This is a genomic window from Sphingomonas sp. MMS24-J45 (genome assembly GCF_044881195.1).
GTDB lineage: Bacteria > Pseudomonadota > Alphaproteobacteria > Sphingomonadales > Sphingomonadaceae > Sphingomonas.
Genome location: NZ_CP173255.1, coordinates 1,116,772 through 1,127,825, shown reverse-complemented (window position 1 = coordinate 1,127,825; position 11,054 = coordinate 1,116,772). Strand labels below are relative to the sequence as shown.

Sequence of the window (11,054 nt, the reverse complement as noted above, 5' to 3'; positions counted from 1 at the left end):
CATCGGCCGTCTGCACCGGCCGCATGGGGGCATAGAAGCGAATGCAGGATTGGATCGACAGTTTGGGGAAGACGGCGGGCGGGGTGCTGGGCGGCCACGGCCCGGCCGCCCCGGCGACGGCGACCAGCTATGCGCCCGGCGATATCAGTATCCATTTTTTCCTGCAGCTTGCCATAATCCTGGTCGCGTGCCGGATCGTCGGTTGGATCGGGAAGCGCTTCCTTGGGCAGCCGCAAGTTGTGGGTGAGATGATTGCGGGCGTGGTGCTCGGCCCGTCGCTGCTCGGGCTGGTCTTTCCCGAACTGCAGGGCGCGATCTTCCCGAAGGAGACGCGCAACGTGCTTTATGCCGGTTCGCAATTGGGCGTCGGGCTTTACATGTTCCTGGTCGGCACGACGCTGCGCACCGATCATTTCCGCGCCAAGGCGAAGAGCGCGTCGATCGTGTCGGTGGCGGGGATCGCCGCGCCGTTCGGCGTAGCGGTGCTATTGACACCGCTGCTGCTCGGCCTGCCCGGATTGTTCGCGCCGGGCATCAGTCAGGCAAATGCCACGCTGTTCCTGGGCGCGTGCATCGCGCTGACGGCGTTTCCGATGCTCGCGCGGATCATCACCGAGCGGGGGCTGGGCGATAGCGCGCTGGGCACGCTCGCGCTGACGGCGGGGGCGTTCGACGACGCGGTGTCGTGGTGCGTGCTCGCGCTGGTGCTGGCGACCTTCGGCGGCGGGCCGGGCGTCGCGATCCTGGCGATCGGCGGCGGCGTGGTATGGGCGGCGCTGGTGCTGCTGCTTGGCCCGCGGCTGCTCGCGCCGCTGGGACGGCGAGTCGAGCGCGAGGGGAGCATCAGTCATTTCGCGCTGGCTATCGTGCTGATCGCCTTTTGCACCTCGGCGTTGCTGATGGACGCGGTCGGCATTCACGCGATTTTCGGCGGGTTCATCATGGGCGTGGTGATGCCGCGCGGGCGGCTGACCAGCGAGATACAGCGCACGGTCGAGCCGCTTGCGGTCGTGCTGCTGCTGCCGATGTTCTTCACCTATTCGGGGTTGAATACGCGGCTCGACATGGTCAATTCGGGGTCGTTGCTGCTCACCGCCTTGCTTATCCTTATCGCCTCCATCGTGGCGAAGGGTGGTGCCTGCTATCTCGCGGCGCGGCTTTCCGGTGAGGACAATCGTACCGCGCTGGGCATCGGCGCGCTGATGAACTCGCGCGGGCTGATGGAGCTGATCATCATCAATATCGGGCTGCAGAAAGGCATCATCGGCCCGACGCTGTTCGCGATGCTGGTGTTGATGGCGATCGTGACGACGGTGATGGCGACACCTGTGTTCGAATTCGTCTACGGTCGACATACGCGCGCGCCCCGCTGATCCCGTACGCCGCCGCGCAACCGCGGATTGCCTTGACGGTTATGCCGTGCAAACGCTTCGCAAGCACCCGGCACCGGGAAAGGGAGTGAGACGTTGCCACCAGAGGATCTCACCGGCGTCGACTTTGCAGATGCCTATTGGCGCAAGGTCGCACCGACCGAGCTGACGCTGGCGGCGGTGGTGGCGGCGTGCCCGGACGAGGCCGAGCTGCGCTTGCTGACCGAGAACCTCCCGGCGCTGTGCTGGATCGCCGACGGCGACGGGTCGATCGGATGGTACAACCGCCGCTGGCACGATTATTGTGGCAGTACGCCGGAGGCGATGTCGGGCTGGGGTTGGCGGGCGGTGCACGATCCCGCAATTCTGCCCGCTGTCATGGAGCGCTGGACGAGCTCGATCGCGACCGGCGAAGCGTTCGAGATGACCTTCCCGTTGAAGGGCGCGGACGGTGTCTTTCGCCCGTTTCTGACGCGCATCACGCCGCTTAGGAATGCCGACGGAAAAGTAGTGCGCTGGTTCGGCACCAACACCGACGTGACCGCACAGCACAAGGCGGAGGCGGCACTCGCCGCGAGCGAGGCGGAATTCCGTACCTTCGCACAGGCGATGCCCAATCAGGTTTGGGCAGCGCAACCCGATGGCAGCCTCGATTGGTTCAACCAGCAAGTGTATGAGTATAGCGGCCTCGCGCCGGGGACGCTCGACGGAACGGGTTGGACGGTGATGGTGCATCCGGACGACCTCGCCGTTGCCAGCGCGAAGTGGAGCAAGTCGCTGGCGACGGGCGTACACTATGAAGCCGAGTTCCGCCTGCGCCGCGCCGACGGGGCATATCGTTGGCACATCTCGCGCGCGCTGCCGATCTGGAATGCGGAGCGCGTCATCACGCGCTGGATCGGCACCAACACCGATATCGAGGACCACAAATCCACGGCCGCCGCGCTGGTCAGCCTCAACGCCACGCTGGAACAGGAAGTCGCGCGGCGCACCGCCGACCGCGACCGCGTGTGGCGCAATTCGCAGGATCTGATCATCATCGTCGATAGTGCGGGTGTGTTTCGCGCAGTCAGCCCGTCGGTGACGTCGATCCTTGGTTATGCACCGGAGGAATGGATCGGGCGATCGCTGTTCGATTTCGTGGTACCCGAGGATGTCGCGCCGACCATGGCGGTGCTGAACCGAGTCGCCGACCAGGCGCTGCAAGGCTTCGTCAATCGTTATCGCCACCGCGATGGCGGGGTGCGCTATCTTTCCTGGGTGTCGACCGTGGAGGACGGCCTGATCTACGCGAGCGCGCGCGACGTGACCGGCGAACGCGCTGCCGCTGCGGAACTGGCCAATGCCCAGGAGGCGTTGCGGCAGAGCCAGAAGATGGAAGCGGTGGGGCAACTGACCGGCGGAATCGCGCACGATTTCAACAATATGCTCGCGGTGGTGATGGGCTCGCTCGAATTGCTGGCGCGGCGTGTGCCGGAAGAGGACGCGCGGGCGCGGCGTTACATCGATGCGGCGACCGATGCTGCCCGGCGTGCGGCGCTGCTGACGCAGCGCCTGCTCGCCTTCTCGCGTCAGCAGCCGCTGCAGCCCGAAGCGATCGACGCCAACAAGCTCGTCGCCGGCATGTCCGACCTGCTGCGGCATTCGCTGGGGGCCGACGTGCAGCTCGAAACCGTGCTGGCGGGCGGATTGTGGCGGACGCATGCCGACCCCAATCAACTCGAGAACATCCTGCTCAATCTCGCGGTCAACGCGCGCGATGCAATGCCCGACGGCGGGCACCTCACCATCGAGACACAGAATGCGCATCTCGACGAGCGCTATGCGGCCGCCAATCTCGGCGTCACGGCGGGGCAATATGTGCTGATCGCGGTGACCGATACCGGCAGCGGTATGCCCCCCGAAGTGGTCGAAAAGGCGTTCGACCCGTTCTTCACCACCAAGCCGGTCGGCAAGGGGACGGGCCTTGGCCTCAGCCAGGTCTATGGCTTCATCAAGCAGTCCGGCGGGCATGTGAAGATCTATACCGAGCAAGGGCTTGGCACGACGATAAAGCTCTATCTGCCGCGCCTGCTCGGGGGCGCGCAGGATGATCAAGCGCGGGCCGCAGCGCACGAATTGGCGCGCGGCGACGATCGCGAAGTGATCCTCGTCGTCGAAGACGAGCCGGGCGTGCGGCAGTTCAGCGTCGATGCGCTGACCGAACTCGGCTATCATGTGCTCGAAGCCGAATCGGCGGCGCGTGCGCTCCGCGTGCTAGAAGAGCATCCCGAAATCGTGCTGATGTTCACCGACGTGGTGATGCCCGAGATGAACGGGGCGAAACTGGCCGAGGCGGCGCGAGTGCTGCGTCCCGATCTCAAGATCCTGTTCACTACCGGCTATACCCGCAACGCGGTCGTGCATAATGGCACGCTGGATGAAGGGGTCGATCTGATCGGCAAGCCGTTCAGCCTGGAGGCGCTGGCCGCGAAGATCCGGACGGTGCTCGAAGCACGCTGAGCACGACGCGGGCCTGCGTCTTGTAACCGCGGTCCGCAAGTGCCATTTGTTGCAGTGCAGCATGATGTTCCCGCTGCCGGAGTAAGGTCATGCGGTCCATCAGCGATACGATCGCGCGTCTTTCGCGTGCGCAATCTGCGGGGTTGGCGGGGATCGCGCCGGCCGGGCCCAGTCGGCTGCGTGCGCTTGGCGATTTCGGGGCAAATCCTGGCGCGTTGACCGGCTGGTCGTTCGTTCCCGACGGCGCGGTGGCAATGCCGCTGGTCGTCGTGCTGCACGGCTGTACGCAGGACGCTGTATCCTATGACGTTGGGTCCGGCTGGTCCGATCTGGCCGAGCGTTTCGGCTTTGCCTTGCTGTTCGCCGAGCAGACGCGCTCGAACAACCCGAACCTCTGCTTCAACTGGTTTCTGCCCGAGGATACGCGGCGCGATGCGGGCGAGGCGGCGTCGATCCGCCAGATGATCGCGGCGATGGTCGACCGCTTCCTGATCGATCCTACACGCATTTTCGTGACGGGCCTGTCGGCGGGTGGGGCGATGACATCGGTCATGCTCGCGACTTATCCCGAGCTGTTTCGCGGCGGTGCAATCATCGCCGGGCTGCCTTATGGTGCGGCGGCGACTATGCCGCAGGCGCTTGATCGGATGCGGGGGGTGGGGCACCTCAATGACCTGGCCTATGCGACGGCAGTGCGCACGGCCTCGTCACATCGCGGACCGTGGCCGCGGGTGAGCGTGTGGCATGGCGACGCCGATCCGGTGGTGGTGCCGGTCAATGCCGACCGGATCGTCGGACAGTGGCGCGCGCTACACGGTGCGGATGGACCGGGCGATGTGGAGGTCAGCGGCAAGCTGCGTAGCCGCGTCTGGCGTGCGGCTGACGGCTCAGCGCTGATCGAGGAGCATCGCGTCGTTGGGATGGGGCATGGTGCGCCGGTCGGCACGCAAGGTGCGACGGCGTGCGGTGCTGCCATGCCGCACATGCTCGACGTCGGCATTTCCTCGACCTGGCAGATCGCGCAGGGCTGGGGCTTGCTTGATGGCGCGGAGCGGCCGCGGGCGGCGGCGACTGCGGCGGCGGCACCTGCGATGCCGAATGTACAGACGACGATCGAAGCGGCGCTGCGTTCAGCCGGACTGATGCGGTAGCGTCACACTTCGTCGGCTGCAAAGCCAAGCGTCTCGAGCAACGCCGCCCGTGCGGTGCCGCACTGCCGCCACAGTGCCGGATCGCCGAGATCTGCGGGGGCGATCGACTCCGGCCAATGCCGTTCAATCAGCGCGGCCAGCCGGTCGCATTTCGCCGGATCGAGCAGGAAGCGCGGATCGATCGCGGCGTGCGCTGCGTCGTCCACCACTACGCGCAACCGCAGGCACGCCGGGCCGCCACCGTTGCGCATCGATTCGCGTAAGCTCATCACCTCGACCCGGCGGATCGGGCCGTTGCCCGCGATCGTCTCCTGCAGCCAGGCCCATACCTCGGGCGTCTCGCGACATTCGCCCGGCACGATCAGCGCCATCGTCCCATCGGGCAGCGTGACGAGCTGCGAGTTGAACAGGTAGGATTTGATCGCCGCCGCCAGCGACACGCGGACGGCGGGCACCTCGACGATCACCGCCTCGGGCAGGCGCGCGCGGATGAAGGCGTACACGTCGGCGGGATCCTCGAACGCCTGTTCGTGGGTAAATAGCACGGTTTCGTTCGCGACGGCGACGACATCGTTGTGGAACGCACCCGCCGCAATCGCCGCGACGCTTTGTTGGACGAGCAGCACGTCGGCCGGATCGAGCCCGTGGCGGCGCGCCACCGCCGCGCTGGCGCTGCGATGCTGGCGCGCGGGAAATCCGCTGGCGCTGCGCTCGCCATAGACGAACAGCTCGATACCGCGCGCGCCGTGGCGCGGGGCCATGCGCATGTGGTTGGCCGCACCCTCGTCACCGAGTGCCGCAGGGAGCGCGTCATGCACTGCGAAATGCGCGGGATCGCCGAACGCCAGGCGGAGTTGCCGCACGGTCTGCGGATGCTCGATGCTCCGGTGCGGCATCGTCGACAGGTTGGCGACCGAAAGGTGGCAGCGCTCGTCCGCCGTATCCGGCGCGGGCGATACGGTCGCGGCATTGGCGGTCCACATCGGCGAGGCGGAGCTGACCGTCGCGATCAGCGTCGGATCGGCGGCCCAGGCGGCGGCGAGCACCGCGTCATCGTCCCCGGAGAAACCCAGTTCGCGCAGCCAGCCGACGGCGGGGCGATCGTGCGGCAGGAAAAGCCCCTGCGTCAGCCCCAAGTCGAGCATGTGGCGCATCTTAGCGATACCCTGCAACGCGGCGGCTCGGGGCGCGGAGACGGCACCGGCGTTGTTCGTGGCGGCGAGATTGCCGAAGGAGAGCCCGGCGTAGTTGTGGCTGGGGCCGACGAGGCCGTCGAAGTTTATCTCGCGCACGGTTTTTGTCCCCTCAGGCGAGCGTTTCGCCGGGCAGCGTTTCGGTGTCGATCTGCGCCTGCATCAGCGCGGGATAACGCGCGCCCTCGAGTGCGTTGGGCGGGAACAAAGCATCGACCGCCGCCAGCACGTCTTGGCCCAGCGGCTTGTTCGCGGCAGCCATATTTTCAGTTAGATGCGCGACGCTGCGCGTGCCGGGGATCGGCACGATCGTGTCGCCCTGCGCCAAGACCCAGCCGAGCGCGAGCTGCGCCGGGGTGAGCCCCGCGTCCGCGGCGATCGCATCGAAGCGCGCGACGATTTCGAGGTTCTTCGCCAGCAAGGGCGCCGTGAACCGCGGCATCATCGCGCGGATGTCGCCCGCCTCATAGGCGTCGTCGCGCACTGCGCCGGCGAGCAGTCCGCGCGCCACTGGCGAGAAGGCGACGAAGCCGACGCCGAGTTCCCGACACGTCTCCAGCACGGCAACCTCCGGATTGCGCACGGCGGGCGAATATTCGGTCTGCACCGCGGCGATCGGGTGGAGGGCATGCGCGCGGCGGATCGTCGCCGCCGACATTTCGGACAGGCCGATCGCGCCGATCTTCCCCGCTTCCTTCAACCGCACCAGCGCGCCGACCGACTCCTCGATCGCGACGCGCTTGTCGAGCCGGTGGAGATAGACGAGGTCGATATGATCGGTTCCCAGCCGGGCGAGCGAACCCTCGACCGTGCGGGTGATCGCGGCGGGTGACCCGTCGAGGCCGCGCTTCCCGTCGTACATGTCGAGCACGCATTTGCTGGCCAGCGTGAACTCCGCGCGGCGGTGCATCACCGCCTTGGCGAGCAGCCGTTCGTTATTGCCCCCGCCATACAGCGCCGCGGTGTCGAGCAGCGTGCAGCCAAGGTCGAGCGCGGTGTTGAGCACGGTGATAGCGGTCGCCTCGTCGGGCGGCGTGCCATAGGCGTGGCTGAGGTTCATGCAGCCGAACCCGATCGCCGAGACGGTGAACGGCCCGATGCTGCGCTGAGGATAGGTCAAGGCTGTGTTCCCGATCGTGGAGGTACGATCGGGCTGTACCGCCCGGCACCGGGCGGTGTCCATGCGGCTTGGTCAGGCCGCGTCGCGCTTGGCGAGGCGGCGCTGCGCGGCGCGCACGCTGCCGACGATGCGGGAAAGGACGAGTTCCTCGATCCCGGCATAGCCAAGCCCGAGATGGTCGGGCCGTACCGCTGTTGCGTCCCCCAGGCTGAGCGCGCCGGTGCGCAGTCCAGCCCGCCCGATCCGCGCCCAGCGCCGCGCGGTTTCCCAGCGGATCAGGCTGCGGCTTTCCGGGTCGGGGTGGTGGCGCTTCAAAAAATCGTCCTGCAGCCGGACCAGCGCATCGCCCACCGCCGCCAGCGTCGCGCGGTCGGGCACTGGCTGCTGGCCCATCACATGGCGGACGATCAGCGTTGCGGTGTCCGCGGCGGCATCGCCGAACAGCGGGGCATAGACGCCGGCCAGCACGTCGCGGGCATGGTTGCGCATCGTCTCGGCCTGAACCTGCGACGCGCCGCCGCCGTGGCGACGATAGGTCATCAGTTCGTCGTCGAGCCGCGCGACCCCGCCGAAAGCGCTGATCCGGTGGTAGAGATCGAAATCCTCGGCATAGACGAGTTCGGGACGCTGGAACGGATCCAGCCGCCGCGCGGCATCGGCGCGCATCATCACCGAGGACCAGACCAGCGGATTTTCGATCCGCAGCAGCCATTCGATCACCGGCGGCGTCGATAGCGGGGCAAGCGAGGAGGGCAGGATCGCGCCGTCGGACAGCACATTGGCGGCGGTGCCAACGAGCACGATTTCGGGATGTTCGTCGAGATAGGCGACCTGCCGCGCGAAGCGCTTCGGGTGGCACAAATCGTCATGATCGAGCGCGGCGATGTAGCGTCCGCGCGCCTCGGCAAAGGCGGCGTTGCGGGTCAGCACGACGCGGCGATTTACGGGGGCGCGGATCACGCGGATGCGCGGATCGGCGAAGGCTTCGATCACCGCGACGGTGTCGTCGGTCGAACAATCGTCGACCACGATCACCTCGAAGTCGGTGAAGCTCTGCGCCTGCAAAGACGCGATCGTCTCGCCGACCAGCGCCGCGCCGTTGTAGGTCGCGATCAGGACGCTGACCGTAGGCGCCGTCACGCGACGGCTCGCGCCGCGTCGCCCAGCACCTGATCGACGATCATCGCGCCGACATCGTTCTGCCATTGCCACAGGCCGTTGGCTTGGCCCGAGAAGCTTTTCTCCCCGCCCAATTTGCCCCAGGGCACGAACCCGGCGGCAAGGCCGATGCCGTAGAGGCCGGGGATCGCCGCGCCGCTCGCGTCCATCACGCGGCAATGCCGATCGACCATCGCGCCGCCACCATGCGCGGCAAGTGCGATTGCATTGCCCGACGCATCGCGCACCGGGAGCGCGCGCGGGCGATAGCCGAGCGCGGCGATGACGAGATCCGCCTCGGCAAGATGCGCGCGCGCGACCGGATCGTCCTGACCTTGCACCTGGTGAATTGCGACGCGCGGATCGGGCACGCGGCCATCGACGCGAAGCTGGCGCAGCACCAGATCGCGCGCCTCCAGCCGGAACCCGGCGAGGCGATAGACGAAGCCGCTGACGGGGCAGATGTCGTCGGGGCCGAAATCGGTGAACCCTTCGGCCAACGCCGCCTCAGCGCTTGGGTAGAAGGGGCGGAGCGGACGGCGGTGCAGTAGCGTGATCGCGCCTGCGCCATAGGGAATATCGCGATTCTTCAGCAGCAGCACGATCGTCGCGATCGCGCTGGTCGATCCGCCGATCACCACGATCTTGGGATTGCGCTTGGCGGAGAGGAGATCGACGATCTTTTCGGGTCCGCCGACCGCCAGCGCCTCGTCCGACTGCATCAGCCGGTCGCCGACCTCTTGCACCAGCGATACGCCGCCGACGCGCTGACCGGCCAAGCGGTCGAGCGGTTGGTGCCCGCCGGTCGCGATCAGCACGGCTTGCGACAGCTGGTCGAATTCCTGCCCGTCGGCGCGGCGGCGCAGGCGGCTCGACCACAGGCCGCCGCCGGTGCGCGTGGTGTGGAGCACTTCATATCCGGTCAGCACCGTCCCGCCGCTTTGCGTGACGAGCGCGTGCAGCCGCGCGCCGGTTTCGCGGACGAACGGTCCGGCCTCGACCAGGGGCACGCCGAGCGCGCCGACATATTCGCCGACGGCGCGACCGGTCGGGTGATCGGCCACCGCCGCCAGTTCGGGATGCGGATTGTCCTTCACCGCGCTGAGGAAGGTCTCGGCGGTGGAATCCGACGTGATCGCATAGCGCCCGATCCGCCCCTCGCCGAGCGTGTCGTCGCGTTCGGCGATGACCAGACCCGAAGCAGCGAGTTCGGCCAGTCGCCCGCGCTTGCTCGCGGCGGTGAGCATCGCGGTGCCGGCCGGGCCGCCGCCGACGATCAGCAGCGAGGCGATCGGATTGCTGCGCGGACGGGCGGGCGCGCGGGTTTCGGCGACGAGGATGCGGTTGAACGCCTCGGCGATGACCTCGACGTCGGCGACCGACATCGCGTCGGTGATCGGCAGCGACAGCGACCGGCCAGCGACATCGTCGGCGGCTGGCGTCGGCAGGATCGTGGCGGCGCGGCGGAACAGCGGCTGTTCGCCCAGATGCGGGCTGAAATAGCGGCCCGATCCGATGCCCTCGGCCTCCAGCGCGGCGGCAATCGCGTCGCGGCGGTGCGCCATCCCCTCGGGCAGGAGCACGGGCATGAACTGGCTGGCGCGGCGCTGGCCTTCGCCCGCCTGGAACAACACGCCCTTGAGCTCGGCGCGATACGCTGCCTCCAGCGCGGCGCGGTGGTCGCATACCGCATCGATTTCGGCGAGCTTCTCGCGCGCCATCACCGCGATCACCTCGGGCAGCTTGGCGTTGATGCCGGGCAGCGTTGCGCTGCGCCCGGCCTCGAATCCGAAATTGGTCATCGCGCGCAGGCGATCGATAAGGCGGGTGTCGCCCGAATGGATCAGCCCGCCCTCGGCGACCGCGAAGGTCTTGGTCGCGTGCATCGAATAGACCGTGGCGAAGGGGGCACCAGTACCGAAGCCCGCGCCGCTTTCATCGAGCGTGCCGAGCGAGGCGGCGGCGTCGATCACCACCCCGACATTATGCTCACGCTGCAACCAGGCGTAGCGGTCGAGATCGATCGCGGTGCCGAAGGTGGCGTAAGGCAGGACCACCGCGATGCGGTCGCCATAATCGCGCAGCGCGCGTTCCTCGGCCTGGGGACACGCGGTCCAGCTTGCCGGGTCGATGTCGCAGATCAGCGGGGTGAGGCCAGCCCACAGCGCGGCCTGCGCGGTCGCGGCAAAGGTGAGCGCGGGTATCAGTGCATAGCGGCCCTGCGGGTTCTCGCCCGCCGCTTCGCGCAAGGCAATCATCAGGCCGAGCGTCGCATTGCCAACGGCGAGACAGGCTCCTTGGTCGCCGAACAGCTTCACCGTCGCCTCCGCTTCGAACGCGCGGACTTCGGGACCGTTGTTGCTGAACACGCCCGATTGCTCGACGCGGCGCAATGCCTCGACCTGTTCGCTGAGCCGGGGCGGATTGGGGGCGATCAAGGGATAGCGCATAGCGTGGCATGGCCTGAATTGGGATCAACGCGCGCCTTGTGCGCCGTGGCACCCTAAAATCCGGTTACGCCCGCTATATCCGTTGCAATACACTACCTTTCGGTTGCGTC

General features: G+C 67.5%; 7 protein-coding genes. 3 read left to right on the top strand and 4 right to left on the bottom strand.

All coding sequences use genetic code 11. The features are described from left to right. The first annotated feature begins 41 nt into the window (after positions 1–41). From AB5I39_RS05700 to AB5I39_RS05690, 3 genes are all read left to right on the top strand, one after another. Entirely contained in the window at positions 42–1,373 is a 1,332-nt protein-coding gene (locus AB5I39_RS05700; RefSeq protein ID WP_404372305.1) for a cation:proton antiporter, read from the top strand. A 93-nt stretch (positions 1,374–1,466) separates the two neighbouring features. Further along, a complete protein-coding gene (locus AB5I39_RS05695) occupies positions 1,467–3,872 on the top strand; it encodes a PAS domain-containing protein (protein ID WP_404372302.1) in 2,406 nt (801 codons plus the stop codon). An 89-nt stretch (positions 3,873–3,961) separates the two neighbouring features. Further along, positions 3,962–5,023, top strand: a complete 1,062-nt coding sequence (locus AB5I39_RS05690; RefSeq protein ID WP_404372299.1) for an alpha/beta hydrolase family esterase — start codon at positions 3,962–3,964, stop codon at positions 5,021–5,023. Between the two features lie 2 nt (positions 5,024–5,025). On the opposite strand, the gene AB5I39_RS05685 is transcribed toward AB5I39_RS05690, so the two are convergent. From AB5I39_RS05685 to AB5I39_RS05670, 4 genes are all read right to left on the bottom strand, one after another. Further along, positions 5,026–6,315: an N-succinylarginine dihydrolase gene (locus AB5I39_RS05685; protein ID WP_404372295.1), complete on the bottom strand. Its 1,290-nt coding sequence runs from the start codon at positions 6,313–6,315 to the stop codon at positions 5,026–5,028. Positions 6,316–6,328: 13 nt separating this feature from the next. Continuing rightward, positions 6,329–7,336, bottom strand: a complete 1,008-nt coding sequence (locus AB5I39_RS05680; protein WP_404372292.1) for an aldo/keto reductase — start codon at positions 7,334–7,336, stop codon at positions 6,329–6,331. Between the two features lie 72 nt (positions 7,337–7,408). After that, positions 7,409–8,476, bottom strand: coding sequence for a glycosyltransferase family 2 protein (locus tag AB5I39_RS05675; RefSeq protein ID WP_404372289.1), 1,068 nt, complete (start codon positions 8,474–8,476; stop codon positions 7,409–7,411). Continuing rightward, complete coding sequence (locus tag AB5I39_RS05670) at positions 8,473–10,944, bottom strand: DegT/DnrJ/EryC1/StrS family aminotransferase (protein WP_404372286.1); 2,472 nt, start codon at positions 10,942–10,944, stop codon at positions 8,473–8,475. The genes AB5I39_RS05675 and AB5I39_RS05670 overlap by 4 nt, the downstream gene beginning before the upstream one ends. Between the last annotated feature and the right edge of the window lie 110 nt (positions 10,945–11,054).

What these genes read in the sequence shown, in the direction of transcription:
- AB5I39_RS05700 (WP_404372305.1), top strand. Translation starts at nt 42, where the DNA reads ATGCAGGATTGGATCGACAGTTTGGGGAAGACGGCGGGCGGGGTGCTG.
- AB5I39_RS05690 (WP_404372299.1), top strand. Translation starts at nt 3,962, where the DNA reads ATGCGGTCCATCAGCGATACGATCGCGCGTCTTTCGCGTGCGCAATCT.
- AB5I39_RS05670 (WP_404372286.1), bottom strand. Translation starts at nt 10,944, where the DNA reads ATGCGCTATCCCTTGATCGCCCCCAATCCGCCCCGGCTCAGCGAACAG.